Origin of the sequence: Magnetospirillum sulfuroxidans, from assembly GCF_018224925.1 — a bacterium.
Lineage (GTDB): Bacteria > Pseudomonadota > Alphaproteobacteria > Rhodospirillales > Magnetospirillaceae > Magnetospirillum > Magnetospirillum sulfuroxidans.
Map to the genome: position 1 here is coordinate 1 of NZ_JAGTUF010000012.1, position 19,058 is coordinate 19,058.

At 63.3% G+C, this 19,058-nt stretch carries 19 protein-coding genes and 1 pseudogene; 12 read left to right on the plus strand and 8 right to left on the minus strand.

Going from position 1 to position 19,058, the window contains the following annotated elements; genetic code table 11:
• Positions 1-171: 171 nt before the first annotated feature.
• Positions 172-923, plus strand: a pseudogene (locus KEC16_RS12570) (IS5 family transposase).
• Between the two features lie 217 nt (positions 924-1,140).
• On the opposite strand, the gene KEC16_RS12575 reads toward KEC16_RS12570, so the two are convergent.
• Both KEC16_RS12575 and KEC16_RS12580 read right to left on the minus strand, forming a co-directional pair.
• A complete protein-coding gene (locus KEC16_RS12575; protein ID WP_211549413.1) occupies positions 1,141-1,398 on the minus strand; it encodes a hypothetical protein in 258 nt (85 codons plus the stop codon).
• 98 nt (positions 1,399-1,496) lie between these two features.
• Positions 1,497-1,709 carry a cold-shock protein gene (locus KEC16_RS12580; protein ID WP_211549415.1) on the minus strand — a complete coding sequence of 71 codons (213 nt, stop codon included), beginning with the start codon at positions 1,707-1,709 and terminating at the stop codon, positions 1,497-1,499.
• A gap of 255 nt (positions 1,710-1,964) precedes the next feature.
• On the opposite strand from KEC16_RS12580, the gene KEC16_RS12585 reads away from it, so the two are divergent.
• Positions 1,965-2,240 carry an RNA-binding S4 domain-containing protein gene (locus KEC16_RS12585; RefSeq protein ID WP_211549417.1) on the plus strand — a complete coding sequence of 92 codons (276 nt, stop codon included), beginning with the start codon at positions 1,965-1,967 and terminating at the stop codon, positions 2,238-2,240.
• On the opposite strand, the gene KEC16_RS12590 is transcribed toward KEC16_RS12585, so the two are convergent.
• Entirely contained in the window at positions 2,241-2,849 is a 609-nt protein-coding gene (locus KEC16_RS12590) for a DapH/DapD/GlmU-related protein (protein WP_211549419.1), read from the minus strand.
• A gap of 81 nt (positions 2,850-2,930) precedes the next feature.
• A complete protein-coding gene (gene paaN / locus KEC16_RS12595) occupies positions 2,931-4,598 on the minus strand; it encodes a phenylacetic acid degradation protein PaaN (RefSeq protein ID WP_211549421.1) in 1,668 nt (555 codons plus the stop codon).
• Between the two features lie 278 nt (positions 4,599-4,876).
• Between paaN and KEC16_RS12600 the strand changes: the two genes are divergently transcribed.
• The 8 genes from KEC16_RS12600 to KEC16_RS12635 all read left to right on the plus strand — a co-directional run bounded on the left by KEC16_RS12600 (position 4,877) and on the right by KEC16_RS12635 (position 12,731).
• Positions 4,877-5,656 carry an enoyl-CoA hydratase-related protein gene (locus tag KEC16_RS12600; RefSeq protein WP_211549423.1) on the plus strand — a complete coding sequence of 260 codons (780 nt, stop codon included), beginning with the start codon at positions 4,877-4,879 and terminating at the stop codon, positions 5,654-5,656.
• 4 nt (positions 5,657-5,660) lie between these two features.
• Positions 5,661-6,452, plus strand: coding sequence for a 2-(1,2-epoxy-1,2-dihydrophenyl)acetyl-CoA isomerase PaaG (gene paaG, locus KEC16_RS12605; protein WP_211549425.1), 792 nt, complete (start codon positions 5,661-5,663; stop codon positions 6,450-6,452).
• A 1-nt stretch (position 6,453) separates the two neighbouring features.
• Complete coding sequence (paaH, locus tag KEC16_RS12610) at positions 6,454-7,971, plus strand: 3-hydroxyacyl-CoA dehydrogenase PaaH (RefSeq protein WP_211549427.1); 1,518 nt, start codon at positions 6,454-6,456, stop codon at positions 7,969-7,971.
• Positions 7,964-8,422 (plus strand): hydroxyphenylacetyl-CoA thioesterase PaaI, encoded by a 459-nt coding sequence (paaI, locus tag KEC16_RS12615; protein ID WP_211549429.1) that lies wholly within the window; start codon positions 7,964-7,966, stop codon positions 8,420-8,422. The genes paaH and paaI overlap by 8 nt, the downstream gene beginning before the upstream one ends.
• Positions 8,415-9,620 (plus strand): 3-oxoadipyl-CoA thiolase, encoded by a 1,206-nt coding sequence (gene pcaF / locus KEC16_RS12620; RefSeq protein WP_211549431.1) that lies wholly within the window; start codon positions 8,415-8,417, stop codon positions 9,618-9,620. The genes paaI and pcaF overlap by 8 nt, the downstream gene beginning before the upstream one ends.
• Before the next feature lie 40 nt (positions 9,621-9,660).
• Positions 9,661-10,980, plus strand: coding sequence for a phenylacetate--CoA ligase PaaK (gene paaK, locus KEC16_RS12625; RefSeq protein WP_249209159.1), 1,320 nt, complete (start codon positions 9,661-9,663; stop codon positions 10,978-10,980).
• Positions 10,981-11,112: 132 nt separating this feature from the next.
• Positions 11,113-11,418: a c-type cytochrome gene (locus tag KEC16_RS12630; RefSeq protein WP_211549433.1), complete on the plus strand. Its 306-nt coding sequence runs from the start codon at positions 11,113-11,115 to the stop codon at positions 11,416-11,418.
• Positions 11,419-11,516: 98 nt separating this feature from the next.
• Positions 11,517-12,731 (plus strand): MFS transporter, encoded by a 1,215-nt coding sequence (locus KEC16_RS12635; RefSeq protein WP_211549434.1) that lies wholly within the window; start codon positions 11,517-11,519, stop codon positions 12,729-12,731.
• 80 nt (positions 12,732-12,811) lie between these two features.
• On the opposite strand, the gene KEC16_RS12640 is transcribed toward KEC16_RS12635, so the two are convergent.
• The 4 genes from KEC16_RS12640 to KEC16_RS12655 form a co-directional block, all read right to left on the minus strand.
• Entirely contained in the window at positions 12,812-13,345 is a 534-nt protein-coding gene (locus KEC16_RS12640; RefSeq protein WP_211549436.1) for a hypothetical protein, read from the minus strand.
• A gap of 67 nt (positions 13,346-13,412) precedes the next feature.
• Positions 13,413-13,949 (minus strand): RNA 2',3'-cyclic phosphodiesterase, encoded by a 537-nt coding sequence (gene thpR, locus KEC16_RS12645; protein ID WP_211549438.1) that lies wholly within the window; start codon positions 13,947-13,949, stop codon positions 13,413-13,415.
• Complete coding sequence (locus KEC16_RS12650; protein ID WP_211549440.1) at positions 13,946-15,073, minus strand: FIST signal transduction protein; 1,128 nt, start codon at positions 15,071-15,073, stop codon at positions 13,946-13,948. Before KEC16_RS12650 ends, thpR begins: the two co-directional genes overlap by 4 nt.
• Positions 15,070-15,660, minus strand: a complete 591-nt coding sequence (locus KEC16_RS12655) for an arylesterase (RefSeq protein ID WP_249209160.1) — start codon at positions 15,658-15,660, stop codon at positions 15,070-15,072. Before KEC16_RS12655 ends, KEC16_RS12650 begins: the two co-directional genes overlap by 4 nt.
• Positions 15,661-15,712: 52 nt before the next feature.
• On the opposite strand from KEC16_RS12655, the gene KEC16_RS12660 reads away from it, so the two are divergent.
• Both KEC16_RS12660 and KEC16_RS12665 read left to right on the plus strand, forming a co-directional pair.
• Positions 15,713-16,396, plus strand: a complete 684-nt coding sequence (locus tag KEC16_RS12660) for an ABC transporter ATP-binding protein (RefSeq protein WP_211549443.1) — start codon at positions 15,713-15,715, stop codon at positions 16,394-16,396.
• Entirely contained in the window at positions 16,393-18,918 is a 2,526-nt protein-coding gene (locus KEC16_RS12665; RefSeq protein ID WP_211549445.1) for an ABC transporter permease, read from the plus strand. The genes KEC16_RS12660 and KEC16_RS12665 overlap by 4 nt, the downstream gene beginning before the upstream one ends.
• Positions 18,919-19,058: the final 140 nt, after the last annotated feature.

Sequence of the window (19,058 nt, forward strand, 5' to 3'; positions counted from 1 at the left end):
CCCTCGTCGACGCCGCTGAACGCTTCGGACCGACGGGGAAAGGGGGCGCGAACACGCCTTTTTCCGCACCCTGTTAACGCTCGGCGCTCTAGGAGCTGTGGACTCTTAGGGATTCCAGATTTCTGAGAAATGTGATTCAAGACTGCTTTTGGGGAGGCAGTCATGGGTGTGATGGATCGCTTGGTGCTCACCGATGCTCAGTGGGAGCGAATTTCCGGTCTGATCATCGGTCGGCCTGACCAGAAAGGTTCGACGGGGCGCGACAATCGAATGTTTCTCGAAGGCGTGCTTTGGATCGTGCGAACGGGGTCGCCTTGGCGGGACCTGCCCGAAGTCTTTGGCGATTGGAACAGCGTCTTCCGCCGTTTCAGCCGATGGAGCCAGAAGAAGGTCTGGTGGCGGATCTTCGAGGCAATGTCTGAGGACCCCGACTTCGAATACTTGATCGTCGATTCCACCGTCGTTCGCGCCCACCAGCACGCCAGTGGCGCAAAAGGGGGCCTCAAAATCAGGCCATTGGCCGGTCACGCGGCGGTCTGAGCACAAAAATCCATATGACGGTTCGCGGACTGGGATGCCCTGTGCGCTTCACGCTCACAGCGGGCCAAATGGGCGATGCGCCTCAGGCTGGGCCCTTGATTGAAGATCTTCCCGCCGAGATCGTCATGGCCGATACGGCCTATGACGCCGACCACTTCCGCCAAGTGATCGCTGACAAAGGCGCACTCGCGGTCATCCCAAACAATCCGTCGCGCGCCTGCAAACACCCACTCGATAAGCACCTTTACGCCCAGCGGCACCTCGTCGAATGCTGCTTCAGCAAGCTCAAACAGTTCCGGCGCGTCGCAACGCGATATGAAAAAACTGCCAGAAACTACCGTGCCGTTGTCACCATCGCCGCCACCATCCTATGGATGCGCTAAGTGTCCACAGCTCCTAATACCAAGTCCCCGCGAGTGACACTCATGGGGATTTGGTTCGGCCCAAGGGGCTGCGGAACAACCCGGCCGGCGAGTGAGGGTCTGGTGATCAAAACCGATCAGCGAGCGATGAAAACTGCCGGTGCTCCGCCCGCGCCGTGGGAAAATCCAGGCCGATGGGCAAAAGCGACGTCATATGCGGATCAGCTTCATCAGCCGGTCAGGGGCTTTCATCCGCCTTCAAGGCGACATCCAGCTCGTGCTGATTGATCGTGAAGATTTGTTGGTTGCCGTCTTCCATCCCCACCGCCGGGGTGATCAGCATGGTTGCCAGCCGCCGCCAGGCTGAAAATGACAATCCGTCGATTTCTTCTTCGTCGATGATCAGTCGATAGGTCCCCGCCGGCAGGCGCGTATCGATCGAGCGCAGGCTGAACGGCTTGCGGAACGTCACCAGCGTCTCGGTGGTTTTGACCATGGTCGAGATTCCCCTGCCGAAAAACAAATGCCCCGCGGCCTGGTTAGGCCGGCGGGGCATTCGTTCAAACTTGAAAGCTTAAGCGTCTTGCGACGCTATTAGCCAACCAGCTTGAGATTGTCGGCGGACAACTTGCCGCTGCGACGATCAGCGACGAGCTCGTAGCCCACCTTCTGACCTTCGCGCAGATCACCGATGCCCGAGCGTTCGACGGCGCTGATATGAACGAACGCGTCATTGCTGCCGTCGTCCGGAGCGATAAAACCAAAGCCCTTTTGGGCATTAAACCACTTAACGGTTCCCGTAGCCATGGGAAGACCCTTTACAAACAGGTGTAGGCTGCCAACCGAAGCCGGCATTCGAAGTTGTAATTTTGTGGAAGATTTTTTTAGAGTGATGCCGGCGAACCGACACAAGACCAAATAGTTCTGGCCATCAAATTACTGGAACACCATGCACCCGATCGTTCAATAAAGCAAGATTAAAGCGGGCTGGCTGCGAAAGACCCGACAGAATCAGTGAATCCCGCCCGCTTCGAACCCATTGGCTTGCTCGGAAATAATCGCATGAATCCTGGGCTACGCGTCGATAAATGGCTGTTTTTCACCCGCCTGTTCAAGACACGCGGCCAGGCCGTCGCTTTGATCGAGGCGGGCGCGGTCTGGCTGAACGGCCGTCCTGTCGCCAAGCCGGCGCAAGTGGTCAAAATCGGCGATGCACTGATCTTTCCCACCGGCAAGCGTCTGCGCCGGGTCACCGTGCTGGCCCTTGGCTTGCGGCGCGGACCGGCGCCGGAGGCTCAAGGACTTTACCGGGACGAACAACCGCCAAGGCCGGATTAATCAGCCGGCCTTGGTCACATGCAACGGCGCCACGGTGCCGGCATCGACGGTGCCGCGATTGGCTTCGGGCTCACTCAGCGGCGCACAAGCCTGCATGGTGGTCAGGCTGCGTGCGGCCAAGCGCTGGTATTCGGCGGTGCCAGCCGATTTCCAGGTGATTTCCTCGTCTTTCAAATCACGCATCACCTTGGCCGGGGTGCCGGCGATCAGCGAGCGCGCCGGCAAGATCGCCCCAGCCTTGACGAAGGATTGGGCGGCGACGATGGAGTTTTCACCCACCACCGCGCCATCCATCACCACGCTGTTCATGCCGACCAGGGCATTCTTGCCGATGACGCAGCCATGCAAGATGGCCCCGTGGCCGATATGGCCATCTTCCTCGATCACGGCGTCCTGGCCGGGAAAGGCATGCATGACGCAGCAATCTTGCACGTTGGCGCCATCGGCAATGCGGATCGCGCCGAAATCACCGCGCAAACTGGCCAGCGGCCCGATATAGCAGCGGGCGCCGACAATGACGTCGCCAATCAGCACGGCGGTGGGGTGAACGAAGGCGGTGGGGTGAACCACCGGAATAATTCCGTCGATGGCGTAAACGGTGGGCCGCATGGACCAATCCTTTCCGAGGACACGAAAGTGGAACGGGGATGAACACGGATTTTCATCGGTGTTCATCCCTGTCGGTGATCCTTACGCCGAATGGCGGCGCACCTGCACGACGCGGAAACGTTCGGCGACAAAGGCCGAATCGCACAGCGCCGCATTGGCGGCGGGGTTGGCGCCGGTGCCGTGATAATCCGAGAATGCCGCCGACTGGTTGACGAAAACGCCGCCATCCAGGTTTTCCGACAAGGCGACGCCCGCATCGATGCACAGATCCTCTGCCGCCGCCAGGAAAGCCGGATCGGTGGAATAGACGCCCGCGGTCAGCGCCCCATGTTCCTTGGCGCTGCGGGTGGCCTGCTCAATCGCCGACCGCCCCGATTCGGCGGCGATGACAAACGAGATGGGGCCAAACAATTCCTTGGTGAACACCGCCGCGTCCTTGGCCTCGACCGCCAGGATCAAGGGCGTGCGCACGCGGGCGTTGGCAAAGGCCGGGTGCGTGATCGACCGGCTTTCCAACAAGACCTTCCCCAAGGACCGAGCCTGCTCGAGACGATCACAGGTGGCTTGCGCCTGCACCGCGCCCAACACCTCGACGGCGCGTTCGGGATCGGCATTGAACTTGCCCACCGCTCCGGCGATGGCCGCGGCCACCTCGTCAAAGCTGAGATGGCCGTCGCCGGCCTTGATGCCGGCCTTGGGCACAAAGATATTTTGCGGCGTCGTGCACATCTGGCCGGAATACAGCGACAGCGAGAATGCCAGATTGCGGGTCACCGCCTTGATGTCGGCCACCGATTCGATGACGATGAAGTTGATTCCGGCCTTTTCCGCATAGGTGCGGGCTTGGCGGGCATTGGCTTCCAGCCAGGAACCAAAAGCCGAAGAACCGGTGAAATCGATGATCTTGACCTCGGGGCGCAGGGCCAGTTCCTTGGTCAGCGGCGCTTCGGCGCTATCCGTGGCCAACAGCACCACGTCTTCGGGCAGGCCGGCTTCGGCCAGCACGTCGCGGGCGATTTCCGCCGTGATGGCCAAGGGCAAAATGGCGCCGGGATGCGGCTTGAGCACGACAGCATTGCCGGTAACCAGGCTGGCGAACAGGCCGGGATAGCCGTTCCAGGTGGGGAAGGTCGAACAGCCGACCATCAACGCCACCCCTTGACCGACGATGTGATAATCCTTGTCCATGCGCAACGGATCGGCCTTGCCCTGGGGCTTTTGCCAATGGCTGTGCGCCGGCACCTCGGCCATGGCGCGATAGCCATAGGCCACGGCTTCCAGACCGCGATCCTGGGCATGGGGGCCACCGGCCTGAAAGGCCATGACGAAGGCTTGACCGGTGGTGTGCTGGACCGCGTGGGCGATCTCGAACGAGCGACGATTGAGACGATGCAGGATTTCCAGGCACACCCCGGCCCGCGCCTGGGGGCCGGCCTTGCGCCAAGCCGGCAAGGCGGCCTGGGCCGCCTGCATCAGCCCGTCGATATCCGGGCTGGGATAGGTGATGCCCAGGGCAAAGCCGAAAGGCGACATTTCCGCCCCGATCATCGCCTTGGTTGCCGGCTGATTAAGACCAAAGGGCTTGTCCAAGCGGGCCTTGAAGGCCGCTTCGCCATCGACGGCGGCGGTTTCGCCATAAAGGCGACCGCTGGGCGCTTCTGGGTAAGCCGACCAGAAACCACGGGTGGCGATGGCGTCCAACGCGCCTTTCAGCGTCGCTTCGTGTTTGGCAAAGAAATCCTGGCTCATGTTTTTCCGTCCCTGAATTCAATGTTTTTTTGCCTTGAAAGCCCGATGGCCTCCATGGCGCTTGATTTTTGATACCAGATTTGGAGAATGAAGTCCAATTTTGTATCTCTTCCAAATCTTGAAAGCCGGCCAAGCCCCTTTGGTACTTGGCGTATTTTTCAGGCAGGCGGCAAGGGCAAGGGGCCACAAAGGTCTCGGAATATAACTCAATAATACCTTTGCAATGGCGATATATCGTATCGCTTTTGCCCAGGCAGGGACAGGAAGGCGACCAGCCTATGAGCGAGTTTTCGGACATCCGGGCCGAAAGGGTAAGCGCGCATGTATTGCGAATCACCCTCAACCGCCCGCAATTGCGTAACGCTTTGCGGACCCAGACATTGGCGGAAATCGCCACTGCGCTGGAAACAGCCGAGGCGGATTCCACCTTGCGCGTCGTCGTGCTGACCGGCGGACCGACGGTTTTCGCCGCCGGGGCCGATATTGGCGAATTGGCCGCCCATGACGCCGTCAGCATTCAAACCGATTCCCGCCCCAAACACTGGGCGGTTCTCCGCCGCTTCGCCAAGCCGATCGTCGCCGCCGTCAATGGCTTTTGCCTGGGCGGCGGCTGTGAACTGGCCATGCATGCCGACATCATCGTCGCCGGCGAGGATGCCAAATTCGGCCAGCCGGAAATCAATCTGGGCATCATCCCCGGCGCCGGCGGCACCCAACGCCTGACCTGGGCGGTGGGCAAGGCGCTGGCCATGCGCATGGTGCTGACCGGCGAAATGATTGACGCCCGCACCGCCGTCGCCCATGGGCTGGCAACCGAAATCTGTCATCCCGAGTTGACGCTGGAGCGTGCCCAGGCCATCGCCGAAATTATCGCCGCCAAACCGCCGCTGGCGGTGCGGGCCGCCAAGGAAGCGGTGCTGAAAAGCTTCGAGGCCGGGCTTGAGGCGGGTCTTGCCCATGAACGCAAATGTTTCAGCGCCCTGTTCGCCACCGCTGACTTCCGCGAGGGCGTCGCCGCCTTTCGCGACAAGCGCCGCGCTCAATTCCAAGGATTATAACGCCATGAACGACACCATCTTGTTCGCCATCACCAACGGCGTCGCCACCTTGACGCTCAACCGTCCCGACCGGCTGAACAGCTTCAATACCGACATGCATGCCGAACTCAAGCAGGCTTTGAAGCAGGTGCAAGACCCGGCCCAGGGTGTGCGCTGCCTGCTGATCACCGGGGCCGGTCGCGGCTTTTGCGCCGGCCAGGACCTGTCCGACCGTGCCGTCGCCCCCGGCAGCGAAGCTCCCGATCTGGGCGAATCCATCGAGCAACGCTATAACCCGCTGATCCGCACCTTGCGCGCGCTGGACATGCCGGTGATCTGCGCGGTCAACGGCGTCGCCGCCGGCGCGGGCGCCAATCTGGCCTTTGCCTGCGACATTGTTTTGGCCGCCCGTTCGGCCAGTTTCATTCAGGCCTTTTGCAAAATCGGGCTGGTCCCTGATTCCGGCGGCACCTGGACCTTGCCGCGTCTGGTCGGCCAGGCCCGCGCCACCGCCTTGGCCATGCTGGGCGATAAGGTCAGCGCCGAACAGGCCGAAGCCTGGGGCATGATCTGGAAATGCGTCGATGACGACCAATTGGCGGCGGAAGCCGGCAAATTGGCCAGCCATCTGGCCAACCAGCCGACCAAGGGACTGGCGTTGATCAAGCGGGCCCTGGCCGCCAGCTCCACCAACACGCTGGACCAGCAATTGGATCTGGAACGCGATCTGCAACGTCTGGCCGGTCGCACCCGGGATTACCAGGAAGGTGTCGCCGCCTTCATGGCCAAGCGTCTTCCCGATTTTCAGGGGATGTGAGATGGCCGCTCTCTCCTCCTCCGCCATCATCGGCATCGTCGGCGCCGGGGCCATGGGCGCCGGTATCGCCCAAGTGGCGGCCCAGGCCGGCCACCCGGTGCTTTTGTTCGACGCTTTCGACGGCGCCGGCGCCAAGGGAAAGGCCGGCATTGTCGCCGCCTTGGCCAAACTGGCCGCCAAGGGCAAGCTGACAAGCGAAGCGGCCGAGACCATCGCCGGGCGCATCAGCGTCTGCGCCGATCTCAGCGACCTTGCCCCCGCCGCCCTGGTGATCGAAGCCATCGTCGAAAAGCTGGAGATCAAGCACGATCTGTTCCGCCGGCTGCAAACCATCGTCGGCCCCGATTGCATCTTGTCGTCCAACACCTCGTCTTTGTCGCTGACGGCGCTGGGCGCGGCGCTGGACAACCCTGGACGCATGGTCGGCATGCATTTCTTCAATCCGGCCCCGGTGATGGCCTTGGTCGAAGTGGTCAAGGGGCTGGCCACCCTCGACGCCGTGGCCCAGACCATCGTCGAGACCGCCCGCGCCTGGGGCAAGGCTCCGGTCTTGTGCAAATCCACCCCCGGCTTCATCGTCAACCGCGTCGCCCGCCCGTTTTATGCCGAGGGCATGCGGCTGGCCCAGGAAGGCGCCGCCGACATGGCCACCATCGACGCGGTTCTGCGCGATGCCGGTCAGTTCCGCATGGGACCGTTCGAGCTGACCGACATGATCGGCCATGACGTCAATTTCGCCGTCACCCGTTCCGTCCACGCCGCCACCTTCAACGATCCGCGCTTCCTGCCCAGCTTGTTGCAGCAAGACCTGATCGAAGCCGGCTGGCTGGGACGCAAATCCGGGCGCGGCTTTTACGATTACGCCGACACCGCCGCCAAGCCGGAACCGATCGAGGCCGCGCCCCGCCCCGCCCCCAAGGCGTTGGACGTGCTGGGCGATCTGGGGCCAGCCTCGGCCTTGGCCGATCTGGCCGCCAAGGCCGGAATGGTCCTGGCCCGCCTGGGCGGTCCCGGCATGATCGACCTGCACGGCGTCACCTTGGCCCTGACCGATGGACGTTCCGCCAGCGAAATGGCCTCGGCGTGCGGTATCGGCAATCTGGTGGTGTTCGATCTGGCGCTGGATTGGTGCGCCGCCAAGCGCATCGCCATCGCCGCCGCCGGCCAATGTTCGGCCGATGCCTTGGATCGCGCCATCGGCTTTTTCCAGGCCTTGGGCCTGGCGGTGTCGGTGTTCGCCGACGTTCCGGGTCTGGCGGTGATGCGGACGGTGGCCATGTTGGCCAACGAAGCCGCCGATACCGTCTATTTGGGCGTGGCCAGCGCGGCGGATGTGGATTTGGCCATGACCAAGGGGGTCAATTATCCGTTGGGGCCGCTGGCCTGGGCCGAACGGATCGGCCTTTGCCGGATTTTGACTGTTTTGGATAATTTGGCCCGCACCTATGGCGAGGATCGCTATCGCGCCTCGGCCCATCTGCGCCGCCTGGTTTTTGCGAAAGGACGTTTCCATGACTGATGCCGCCAAGCGCGCCAAGGTCGCCCAATTGGTGCTCGACACCATGTACCCCAAAGACAACAACGCCCATGCCATGGGCATCGTCATCGAAGCCATCCGCCCCGGCTATGCCCGCGCGATCATGACCGTGCGCACCGATATGCTGAATGGGCACGGGTCTTTGCACGGCGGCATTTCCTATGCCCTGGCCGATACCGCCTTTGCCTATGCCTGCAATTCCTACAACACCAACGCGGTGGCCGCCGGCTGCTCCATCGTCTATCCCGCCGCCGGCCGTGACGGCGACACCCTGACGGCGGAAGCGGTGGAAACCCATCTCGCCGGCCGCAACGGCGTCTATGACGTCACCGTCAGTAATCAAAATGGCGACGTCATCGCCCTGTTCCGCGGTCAGTCGCGGATGGTGTCGGGTACCGTCGTCCCGGAACAGGAGATCGCCAAGCATGTCTGAAGTCTTCATCTGCGACGCCATCCGCACCCCCATCGGTCGTTACGGCGGCGTACTGTCATCGGTGCGCGCCGACGATCTGGCCGCCATTCCGCTCAAGGCCCTGATGGATCGCAACCCCAAGGTCGATTGGCAAGCCATCGACGATTGCATCTTGGGCTGCGCCAATCAAGCGGGCGAAGACAACCGCGACGTCGCCCGCATGGCGGTCTTGCTGGCCGGGCTGCCCATCTCCATCGGCGGCACCACCATCAACCGTCTGTGCGGGTCGGGCATGGATGCGGTGCTGACCGCCGCCCGCGCCATCAAGGCCGGCGAATCCGATATCCTGATCGCCGGCGGCGTCGAAAGCATGAGCCGCGCCCCCTTCGTCATGCCGAAAGCGGTGTCGGCCTTTTCCCGCGATAATGCGGTCTACGACACCACGATCGGCTGGCGCTTCATCAATCCGCTGCTGCAAAAGGCTTTCGGCACCGATTCCATGCCGGAAACCGCCGAAAACGTCGCCGCCGATTTCGCCATCAGCCGCGCCGACCAAGACGCTTTTGCCGTCCGCAGCCAATTACGCGCCGTCGCCGCCCAACAATCAGGGCGTTTCGATACCGAAATAGTCCCGGTGCCGGTGGCCCAGAAAAAAGGCCCGCCGCTGCTGGTGACCCAAGATGAACACCCGCGCGGCGATACTTCGCTTGAGACCCTGGCCAAGCTGAAAGCGCCGTTCCGGGCGGGCGGATCGGTGACGGCGGGCAATTCGTCCGGCGTCAATGACGGCGCCTGCGCCCTGATCATCGCCAATGCCGATGCCGCCCGCCGCCATGGTCTGACCCCCATCGCCCGTATCGTCGGCGGTGCGGTGGCCGGGGTGCCGCCGCGCATCATGGGCATCGGCCCGGCCCCGGCCTCGAAGAAATTGCTGGCCCGGCTTGGCCTTAGCTTGGACGAAATCGGCATCATCGAGCTGAACGAAGCCTTTGCCGCCCAGGCTTTGGCGGTATTGCGCGATCTTGGCCTGCCCGACGATTCCGAACACGTCAATCCCAATGGCGGCGCCATCGCCCTGGGCCATCCGCTGGGCATGAGCGGGGCGCGATTGCTGACCACCGCCGCTTATGAATTGCAGCGCAACGGCCGCAACCGGGCGCTGTGCGCCATGTGCATCGGCGTCGGTCAAGGTATTGCCAGCGTCATCGAACGCGTCTGATAAAAACAAACGAACAAAATAAACGGGAGGAATTACGTCCATGAGCAACCGCCTGATCCCACCAACCCGCGACATGCTGGAACCCATCGAAATAGCCAGCCGCGACGAAATCACCGCCCTGCAACTGCAACGGCTGAAATGGTCGGTGCGTCACACCTATGACAATGTCGCTCATTACCGGGCCAAGTGCGACGCCAAGGGCATCCACCCCGACGATCTGAAATCCTTGGCCGATCTGGCCAAATTCCCCTTCACCACCAAGGAGGATTTGCGCCAGACCTATCCGTTTGGGCTGTTCGCCACGCCGATGGAAAAAATCGTCCGCATCCATGCCAGTTCCGGCACCACCGGCAAGCCCACCGTGGTCGGCTATACGCAAAACGACATCGACACCTGGGCCAATGTGGTGGCGCGCTCGATCCGCGCCTCGGGCGGACGGCCACAGCATAAGATTCAGATCGCCTATGGCTATGGCCTGTTCACCGGAGGTCTGGGCGCCCATTACGGGGCCGAGCGCCTGGGCTGCGCCGTGATCCCCATGTCGGGCGGACAAACGGAAAAGCAGGTGCAGCTGATCCGCGACTTCCAGCCCGAAATCATCATGGTCACCCCCAGCTACATGCTGGTGGTGCTTGATGAAATGGAACGCCAAGGCCTGAACCCGCGCGAAAGTTCGCTGAAAGTCGGCATTTTCGGGGCCGAGCCATGGACCGGCGCCATGCGCGAGGAAATCGAGAATCGCGCCGGCATCGACGCCGTCGACATCTATGGCCTGTCCGAGGTGATGGGGCCGGGCGTCGCCAATGAATGCCTTGAAACCAAGGACGGCCCGCACATCTGGGAAGACCATTTCTATCCCGAAATCATCAACCCGGAAACCGGCGAACCGGTTCCCGACGGCACGCCGGGCGAATTGGTGTTCACCACCCTGACCAAGGAAGGTTTGCCGGTCATCCGCTATCGCACTCGCGATTTGACTCGTCTGTTGCCGGGAACCGCACGGTCGTTCCGCCGCATGGACAAGATCACCGGCCGTTCCGACGACATGTTGATCATTCGCGGCGTCAACGTCTTCCCCACCCAGATCGAAGAACAGATGCTGAAAGACGCGCGACTCTCGCCGCATTACCAGATCGAAGTCTATCGCGACGGCCATATGGATGGGCTGATCGTCAATGTCGAGCCGCGGCCTGAACTGTTCTTGGACGACGCCGCCAGCGCCGATATCGCCAAGACCTTGTCTGGGCACATTAAAAGTCTGGTCGGGATCAGCACCAAGGTGCGGGTGCTCGACCCCAACACCATCCCCCGCTCCATGGGCAAGGCCAAGCGGGTCATCGATAATCGACCGAAACAATAGTCATGTCTTGACCGCCCCCGCCTCACGCGCGGGGGCGGCATTGATCAAAATCATTGCGCTGACAAGTTTAGCCTTGCCGCAACGCAGCAAAATCACCATGCTCCGGTTCATTCATGACAGCGGGGATTTCTGATGCGTTCGGCGGCGATTCTGGCGGCGTTAGCAATGGCGGCGGCTTTCCTATGCGACCTTTCCCCCGCCCAAGCCCTGCCGCCTTCCCCCGATAGCGGGGCTGAGTTGGCGGCACGCTGGTGCGCCGATTGCCACTTGGAACAAGGCCGCGATGCTCCCAGTTTCCACGCCATCGCGGCAAAACGCTCGGTCGCCGACATCCGCGCCGCCCTGGCCAAACCGCACGCTCGCCCCATGGGCGGAATTTCATTGAACCGCCGTGAAATCGACGACGTCACCGCTTATATCAAAGGCTTGGGGCGTTAGTTTTTCTTACTTAAGATGATTATCGTTTCTCGTTTGCTTACGGCAACGGCACTCTCGTAGAGTCACGCTGACAGATTCTCTCGCGTGAAAGTGTGCCCATGCGCCGCCCCGTCTGGCTGACCCCGGCCGTCCTCACCATTTTCCTGTCCGGCGCCGCCATGATGAGCGTATCCATGGGCTCGCGCCAATCCCAAGGCTTGTTGATCGGCCCGCTATCGCTGGATCGTGACTGGCCGCTGGCGACCTTTTCCCTGGCGGTTGCCGTCCACAATCTGATGTGGGGGTTCTTCCAGCCGTTCACCGGGGCCGCCGCCGATCGCTGGGGCTCGGCCCGCGTCGCCGCCTTGGGGGCGCTGGCCTTCGGCATCGGCATGATGATGACCGCCATCGGCGGGGCCACCATGACCACCATCGGCTTGGGCATCATCTCCGGCTTCGGCCTTGCCGCCACCAGTTTCTCCGTCGTCGTCGGCCCGATCAGCCGGGCGGTGGCGCCGCAACATCGCACTTCGGCCATGGGTGCCGGTCAGGCCTTGGGTTCGTTCGGCATGATGGCGATGATTCCGCTTTCGCAATGGATGATCGCCACTTTCGGCGCCACCCAGACCATCTGGGTTCTGGCCAGCTTTTCCATCGCCTCGATTCCGCTGGCCATTATCCTTAATCGCGGTGAAAAGGCGGCGCGGCCGCCCCTGACCGTGGTGGCCGATTTAACCATGAAGGAAGCCCTGCGCGAGGCTTGGCGCCATCCCGGCTATCGCCTGCTGGCCACCGGCTTTTTCGTCTGCGGTTTCCAGGTCACCTTTATCGGCGTGCATCTGCCCGGCTATCTGGCCCTGTGCGGCATGAACAAGGGGGCCGGGGCGACGGCGCTTTTGGTCATCGGCATTTTCAACGTTTTCGGCACCTGGCTGATGGGGCAATTGTCACAGAAATACCGGCCCAAGCATGTGCTGTCGGCCATCTATCTGGGGCGGGCCATCTGTACCGTCGCCTTTGTCTATGGCCCCAAGAACGAATGGACGCTGCTGGCCTTCGCCGCCTCCATGGGCTTGCTGTGGCTATCGACGGTGCCGCCAACCTCGGGCCTGATCGCCTGCGTGTTCGGCCCGCGTTATCTGGGCATGCTGTTTGGCTTGGTGTTCTTTACCCACCAATTGGGCAGCTTCCTGGGCGCGTGGCTGGGCGGGATCATCTATGACGCCACTTTGTCCTATGACGTCATGTGGATGGGCACCGCCATCTTGGGCATCGCGGCGTCCTTGCTGCATTTGCCGATCAATGATCGGTCCCTGCGGGCGCAGCCCGCTTAACGGTGTGAATGGGGCGCAGCCCGCTTAACGGTGTGAACGGGGCGCAGCCCGCTTAACGTTTCGAACGGGGCGCAGCCCGCTTAACGCTTGGTTGACGGTTCGGAATAGACCGGCGACATCAGCACCGGGGCCGGAGACATGACCGGAGCGGGGGCATAAGGCACGGTTGCGCTGCTATTGGTGCTGCTGGGGCCGGCGCGCTGGGCCACCGTCACCCGCACCGTCGCGCCCCACATGGAACCGCTTTCCACCTGGACGGTGGCGGCGCGGTCGGCGCGGACATAAGACATGACGCTGATGCCGGACGTGGCGGCCATGATCGGTTCCCAGCCAAAGGCGGGCATCTGCTGTTGGTAAAAGGCGGTGGCCTCGGGCGCTGATTTCCACAGCTTCATCACCACCCGTCCGGTCCAACGATCCTTGTCACCGAGAATGAGCGAGCGTTCGTTGTCCATGGTCGCACCCGAGGGAATCGGAATATCGGCCAACAGGGCGAAATCGGGCTGCTGTTGGGGATCCCCGGCCTGGGTCTGCGGCAACGAGGTGGAACTGCCGCACCCTGTCAACAGCAGGACGGCCAAGGCGGGAACAACAAGGCGATGAACGGCTTTCATGGTCGTCAAAATACAGAAAGCCTCCCGGTCCCACAAGGGGCAGGCCGTCTTTAAGCACAACCACACATCATTTTGAATCGAGTGGGTACTCGGTCAAGGCTTGGTATTCCGCCCCGCCAGCCCCCAACAGGCTGCGGTACACAGTGAAAGCGGCAACCGGCAACGCCGCCGCCCAGGGCGTATGGTGGGCGATGAAACCGGCGACGCGGTCGGCCGGCGCGCCCTTGAGCCAAGCAAGGGTGATGTGCGGAATGAATTTACGACCCTCGGGGGCCAAACCAATGGCTTGCGCCGCCTGTTCGACCTTGTGTTGTAAACGATCCAACGCCGGATCGGGCTTGATCGCCGCCCACAAGGCCCGCGGCTTGGCACCGCCGAAGCTGCCGAAATCCTTGATCGTCAAAGCCAGCGGCCGGGCTTGAAGCCGGCACAGATGATCGTGCAATTCCTCGGCCTGGGCTTCGTCCACCTCGCCGATAAACCGCAAGGTGACGTGCAGGTTCCGCGCCGCCACCCAGCGGGCGCCGGGAACGCCGCCCGCCAGGGCCTCCAGCCGGGTGGCCAGATCCGCCGGCAAGCCCAGGCCGACAAACAGACGAATCACGCCGCCGGTCCGACCAAGACGGTCAACACGCCGGTATAGGCGTACAGACGTTGGCCGCTGATTTCGCCATTGGCGAAAAAGCTGATCACCGGCACCGCCGGCCCCAGGGCATCGCGGACCATGGCCAATTCAGCCCCGCGTTCACCAAAGATGCGCTCGCCTCTGGCCACACAGGTCACATAAAGCGCGGCCACCGGCACCCGCCCCTCCAACCGCCGACACACATCGCTGAGCATCCGGGTCATGTCGGCCTGGGCCGCCGCCGGGTCGCGGCGGACGAACCGCAGATGTTGGCCAACGCTCATTTCATCGCCCACCGCCAACCAGCCTTGCTCCGAATCCAGCCCCATCAGGGTCCGGACGACGTAATCGCCGCGATCTGAACCCTCGATCGGCAAAGCCACATGGATATAGCCGGCGGCTCGGCGCGGATCGCGGGCGATCAGTTCCCCCACATCGGCGTTGAACACATCCAAGGCCCGCCGACCATCCAGACCCGCGACCACGTTGCCCCAGCCTTCGTTAACCGTATGAACCGGGCCGATGGGGGTGCAGCCTTGGGTCAAGCCGGTCACCACCTGCATCGATTCGCCCAGCAAGATCCCCGACAGCGCCCCCGGCAGAACACTGCCGGCCACTTGCGTCGGATGGTCGCCCGCCGCCACCAAGCCACCGACCAAAAAGCCGATGCCATCGGCCAGGGATTCGATCAGGGACGGCAAGCCGGCGTGACGGGGATCGCCATGGACCAAGGCCAAGGCCGGCCCGTTGGCATTGGCCCAGGTGCCCAGACGGGCGGAAAAATCAGCGGCATCGACGCTGGAAAACAGCTTGAAGGCGTTTTCAGGGACATGACCCAGCATCACCACCATGGCGCCGCCGTCGCGAATTTCCTGATTGCCGGCGCATAGGCCCGGCACCGCCGCCCCAACCCAGTTTTCCACCCCGGTGGTTTCTCGCAGAAATGTCAGGATCGACGGCAGATCGGCGGCAAAGGCCTCGGTGGTGTACATAAAACCCAAATTGGCGTGCCCCACCGCCGCCGATACCCGTTCCAGACAGGCCTTGGTCGCCAACCCCCAATGATCGGCGACCGCGTGGGCGGTGACGAAAAACGGTCTCATGGCCGCACCTGATCAAGCAGCTTTTCCACCTGTGGCAGGATACGGCCGACGATGATCGCCACCCCCGGCCCGGTGGGATGCATGCCGTCTTTTTGATTGAGCGCCGGATTGGCGGCGACGCCGTCGAGAAAAAACGGATAAAGCGCCACAATGCGGGCCTTGGCCACCTGGGCGAAGACGGCGCGATAGGCGGCGGCGTATTCAGGCCCCAGATTGGGCGGCGCCTCCATGCCGGCCAGCAGCACCTTGACCCCCGCCGCCTGAAGCTTGCCGACAATGGCATCCAGGTTGGCCCGCATATTGGCCGGGTCCAGGCCGCGCAAACCGTCATTGGCGCCCAAGGCGACGATGGCCGCGTGCGGTTTGTCGGCCAAGGCCCACTCCAGCCGCGCCAGCCCGCCGGCCGAGGTGTCGCCGGAAACCCCGGCATTGACGACGCGGACGTCGCGGCCCTTGGCTCGCAACGCCGCTTCCAGTTGCGCCGGAAAAGAATCCTGGGCCGACAAACCATAGCCGGCGGTCAGCGAATCGCCCAAAGCCAGCAGCGTGACCGGCGCCGCCGCCCAGGCCGTCGTGTTGACAAGCATCGTCAGCGCGCCATATGCGAGCAATGATCTCCAGCAGAAAGTCCTGCGCCGCATGTCCCAATCCCATTCCAAGCCGCTGATCCATTTACGCGGCGTTACCCTCAACTTGGCGAGCTTGGCCGGCGAGGTCAACGTTCTGCGTGGTATCGACTTGGATGTCGCCGCTGGCGAGACCATCGGCATCGTCGGTCCGTCGGGTTCGGGCAAGTCCTCGTTGTTGATGGTGCTGGGCGGATTGGAGCGGGCCAGTGGCGGCGTCGTCCAGGTTGCCGGTCAGGATTTCAACGCCCTGGGCGAAGATGCGCTGGCGCGGCTGCGCCGGCATTCCATCGGCATTGTTTTCCAGTCGTTTCAATTGATCCCAACCATGACGGCATTGGAAAACGTGGCGGTGCCGCTGGAATTGGCCGGCATCGCCGACGCCCAAGAACGGGCGGCGGCGGAATTGCACTCCGTCGGTCTGGGCCATCGCCTCGACCATTACCCCGGCCAGATGTCGGGCGGCGAGCAACAACGCGTCGCCCTGGCCCGTGCCGTCATCGCCCGCCCCCGTTTGCTGCTGGCCGACGAACCCACCGGGAATCTGGATGGGGCCACCGGCGCCGATATCAGCCAATTGCTGTTTGACATGCACCGCCGTCACGGCTCGACCCTGGTCCTGGTGACCCATGATCCGACGCTGGCCGCGCGCTGTGGCCGGGTGGTGCGGCTGGCCGATGGCCGGGTGGCGGCATGATCGTCGCCTCGATGCGCTTGGCTCGCCGCGAATTGCGCGGCGGGCTCAAGGGGTTTCGCATTCTGGTTGCCTGTCTGGCCCTGGGGGTGGCGGCCATCGCCGCCTCGGGATCCCTAAAGGCGGCGTTTCACCGCGCCTTGGCCGAAGACGGGCGGGCGCTGTTGGGCGGCGATGTGGAATTGCGCCAGTCCTATGTGCCGATAACCGCCGAACAAAAGGCTTTTCTTCAACATTACGGGACCGTATCGGAAACCGCCGACATGCGGGCCATGGCCAAGGTCGGGGAAGCGCGCCGGCTGGTTGAACTAAAAGGGGTGGATGACGGCTATCCCTTGGCTGGAATTTTGCTGACCCAGCCGCCGCTGCCGCTGGCCGAGATCTTGGATCAGCGCAATGGTTCATGGGGGGGCGCGGCGGACCCGCATTTGCTGGAATCCTTAGGTGTCGGACTGGGCGAACATATCCAGATCGGCGCCATCACGGTGGAAATCCGCGCCACCATCACCGCCGAACCTGATCGCGTCGCCAATGCCTTGGCCTTTGGCCCACGCCTGCTGGTCAGCACTCAAGCCGTCGCCGCCAGCGGCTTGGTTCAGCCCGGCAGCCTGATCCGCTGGGGCGCCCGCCTGGCTTTGGCCGCCGGCGCCGATACGGCCGAGGTTAAAAGCCAACTGGCCGCCGCTTTTCCCGATGCGCCGTGGAACTGGCGCGATTTGACCGATGCGGCACCGGGACTGGACCGCATTCTCGACAATCTGGCCGCCTTTTTGACCCTGGTCGGCTTGACCGCCTTGCTGGTCGGCGGCATCGGCATCGCCAATGCCGTCAAGGCCTATCTCGACGGCAAACTCAGCCATATCGCCATCCTGAAATCCCTGGGGGCGCCGGGACGGCAGATCGGCCTGATCTATGGTCTGCTGATCGGCAGCCTGTCCGCCCTGGGCATCGGCTTGGGCTTGCTCCTCGGGGCTGTCGCCCCGTGGGCGGTGGTCACCCTGGCCGGCGAATCGCTGCCGCTGGCGGCGCGCATCGCCCTTTATCCCCAGCCTTTGATGGCGGCGGCGGCCTTTGGCGTCCTCACCGCCCTCAGCTTCGCCCTGTGGCCGCTGGCCCAAGCCACCCGCGTGCCGCCCACCACTTTGTTTCGACAAGCCATCGAACCCTTGCCCGGCCATCCCGGTTGGCCGGTGCTGGTGACCTTGACAAGCAGCGCCTTGGCCCTGGCCGCCCTCGCCATCCTGACTGCCGATCGCCGCGAACTGGCCGCCATTTTCGTCGCCGCCGCCATCTTCTTGCTTGGCTTGTACCGACTGCTTGCCGCCGGCTTGTCGCGGCTGGCGGCCCTGGCGGCGCGGCGGCGGCGCGGTCTGATGGCCCGACCGGCGGCACGGGTGGCATTGGCCAATCTGCACCGTCCCGGCTCGGCCGTGGTGTCCATGGTGCTGTCGCTGGGATTGGGTTTGACCGTCTTGGTGACCATCGCCCTGATCGAAGGCAATTTGGCCCGCCAATTCGGCGAGACCTTGCCGGCACAAGCCCCCAGCTTCTATTTCATCGACCTGCAACCGGACCAAAGCGCGCAATTCGACCGCCTGGTCCATGCCGCCGCCGCCCAAGCCACGATCGAAAAAGCCCCCATGGTGCGCGGCCGCATCACCCATCTGCACGGCCAGCCCATCGACGCGGTCACCGTTTCGCCCGAGGCGCAATGGGCCGTGCGCGGCGATCGCGGTCTGACGGCCGCCGCCACCCCACCGCCCCATACCAAGCTGGAATCGGGAACATGGTGGCCGGCCGATTACGTCGGCCCGCCGCTGGTCTCCATTGATGCCGGTCTGGCCAAGGGCATGGGCCTGCGGGTGGGGGACAGCATGGCAATCAATATCCTGGGCCGCGAGATAACCCTGACCATCGCCAGCCTGCGGCAGGTGGAATGGACCAGCCTGAACATGAATTTCGCCCTGATCTTGTCGCCCAACGCCCTGGCTGGGGCGCCGTTCATCCACATCGCCACCGTGCACGCGCCGGAAGCGGACGAAACCAGGGTGGAACGGGCGGTGACCGATGCCTTACCCAATGTTTCGGCCATCCGGGTCAAGGAAGCCCTGCAACAGGTTCGGGCGATGATCGCCAATGCCGATCTGGCGGTGCGGCTGGCCGGACTGGTCACCGTGGCGGCCGGCGCCCTGGTTCTGGCCGGCGCGGTAATGGCCGGCCATCGCCGCCGCGTGCGCGAGGCGGTGATCCTTAAGGTTCTGGGGGCCACCCGCGCTGAATTGTGGCGGGCCTGGCTGCTGGAATTTTCCATCATCGGCGCCAGCACCGGCCTGTGTGCCGCCTTGTTCGGCTCGCTCGCCTCGTGGGCCATTTTGGTGCACGTCATGCGCGGCGACTGGGTTTTCCTGCCCGGCTTGACTTTGGCCATCTTGGGCATCTGCATCACCGCCGCCTTGACCGCCGGATTCGCCGGCGCTTTCGTCGCCTTGCGCCGACCGGTGGCCCCGGCATTACGGCAGGAGTAAATTTACCCAATCTTGACGGGATGGGATTATCATCCAACATATGAGGACAAGGCGGTGCCAATACCCGAAGGGGAGGACCGCCGAAACGGGCGCCGATACCGGGCCCTTTATGCCCCGCTCACTCGCTCACCCCGAGGAGG

What these genes read in the sequence shown, in the direction of transcription:
- pcaF (WP_211549431.1), top strand. Translation starts at nt 8,415, where the DNA reads ATGTCTGAAGTCTTCATCTGCGACGCCATCCGCACCCCCATCGGTCGT.
- KEC16_RS12580 (WP_211549415.1), bottom strand. Translation starts at nt 1,709, where the DNA reads ATGGCTACGGGAACCGTTAAGTGGTTTAATGCCCAAAAGGGCTTTGGT.
- KEC16_RS12660 (WP_211549443.1), top strand. Translation starts at nt 15,713, where the DNA reads ATGTCCCAATCCCATTCCAAGCCGCTGATCCATTTACGCGGCGTTACC.
- KEC16_RS12635 (WP_211549434.1), top strand. Translation starts at nt 11,517, where the DNA reads ATGCGCCGCCCCGTCTGGCTGACCCCGGCCGTCCTCACCATTTTCCTG.
- paaI (WP_211549429.1), top strand. Translation starts at nt 7,964, where the DNA reads ATGACTGATGCCGCCAAGCGCGCCAAGGTCGCCCAATTGGTGCTCGAC.
- KEC16_RS12665 (WP_211549445.1), top strand. Translation starts at nt 16,393, where the DNA reads ATGATCGTCGCCTCGATGCGCTTGGCTCGCCGCGAATTGCGCGGCGGG.
- KEC16_RS12630 (WP_211549433.1), top strand. Translation starts at nt 11,113, where the DNA reads ATGCGTTCGGCGGCGATTCTGGCGGCGTTAGCAATGGCGGCGGCTTTC.
- KEC16_RS12640 (WP_211549436.1), bottom strand. Translation starts at nt 13,345, where the DNA reads ATGAAAGCCGTTCATCGCCTTGTTGTTCCCGCCTTGGCCGTCCTGCTG.
- paaG (WP_211549425.1), top strand. Translation starts at nt 5,661, where the DNA reads ATGAACGACACCATCTTGTTCGCCATCACCAACGGCGTCGCCACCTTG.
- KEC16_RS12585 (WP_211549417.1), top strand. Translation starts at nt 1,965, where the DNA reads ATGAATCCTGGGCTACGCGTCGATAAATGGCTGTTTTTCACCCGCCTG.
- KEC16_RS12650 (WP_211549440.1), bottom strand. Translation starts at nt 15,073, where the DNA reads ATGAGACCGTTTTTCGTCACCGCCCACGCGGTCGCCGATCATTGGGGG.
- paaK (WP_249209159.1), top strand. Translation starts at nt 9,661, where the DNA reads ATGAGCAACCGCCTGATCCCACCAACCCGCGACATGCTGGAACCCATC.
- KEC16_RS12590 (WP_211549419.1), bottom strand. Translation starts at nt 2,849, where the DNA reads ATGCGGCCCACCGTTTACGCCATCGACGGAATTATTCCGGTGGTTCAC.
- paaH (WP_211549427.1), top strand. Translation starts at nt 6,454, where the DNA reads ATGGCCGCTCTCTCCTCCTCCGCCATCATCGGCATCGTCGGCGCCGGG.
- KEC16_RS12655 (WP_249209160.1), bottom strand. Translation starts at nt 15,660, where the DNA reads ATGCTTGTCAACACGACGGCCTGGGCGGCGGCGCCGGTCACGCTGCTG.
- KEC16_RS12575 (WP_211549413.1), bottom strand. Translation starts at nt 1,398, where the DNA reads ATGGTCAAAACCACCGAGACGCTGGTGACGTTCCGCAAGCCGTTCAGC.
- paaN (WP_211549421.1), bottom strand. Translation starts at nt 4,598, where the DNA reads ATGAGCCAGGATTTCTTTGCCAAACACGAAGCGACGCTGAAAGGCGCG.
- KEC16_RS12600 (WP_211549423.1), top strand. Translation starts at nt 4,877, where the DNA reads ATGAGCGAGTTTTCGGACATCCGGGCCGAAAGGGTAAGCGCGCATGTA.